Annotated in this window: 1 protein-coding gene; it reads right to left on the bottom strand. The window is 49.7% G+C overall.

Translation table 11 applies throughout. The annotated features are described in order from the left end of the window. Nucleotides 1-33: 33 nt before the first annotated feature. Nucleotides 34-700, bottom strand: a 667-nt coding sequence (locus ACZRKO_RS22760; protein WP_427199111.1) for a Tn3 family transposase, incomplete at its 5' end; no start/stop codon positions are given.

Below are 700 nucleotides of genomic sequence, written 5' to 3'. Positions count from 1 at the left end.
GGGGTTCAAGGTCCAATGATGTAAAAAACCACGCTAAGAGGTTAATTCATTGTTTGTATTGAAATTTAATGGTCTTAACTCGCCCTTCAGAATATCTTCCGGTAACGAAAACGTATAATGCCCCAGCATATTTATATGGCCATGTATCAGCGGCGATAATCTTGCCAGATGCTCCTCTTCAGGTGTTTCCCCCGATTTGCGAAGATGTGACAACGCCTCCTGCATGTAAAGTGTGTTCCACAGCACAACCGCATTGGTCACCAGACCCAGAGCACCGAGTTGATCTTCCTGCCCTTCACGGTAGCGTTTTCTAATTTCACCACGTTGTCCGTAGCAAATGGCTCGAGCCACTGCATGGCGTCCTTCTCCCCGGTTGAGCTGAGTGAGGATCCGACGCCGGTAATCCTCATCATCGATATAGTTGAGAAGATACAACGTCTTGTTGACCCGGCCCACTTCCATAATCGCCTGAGCCAGACCAGATGGTCGGCTACTTCTCAACAGTGAACGAATAAGCTCTGATGCATGGATGGTCCCAAGCTTCAGTGAGCCCGCCATTCGCATCATTTCATCCCATTGGGATTCTATTTTTGACAGTTCAACACATCCCCGGGCCAGCTCATTCAGGGCACCATAATGTGCCGTTTTATCTGCCCGCCAGAATATCGCCCCGCCTGCATCGGCCAGACGAGGGGAAAAC

It is taken from the genome of Ewingella sp. C233 (assembly GCF_055407225.1).
This window is presented reverse-complemented; position numbering and strand designations above follow the sequence as displayed.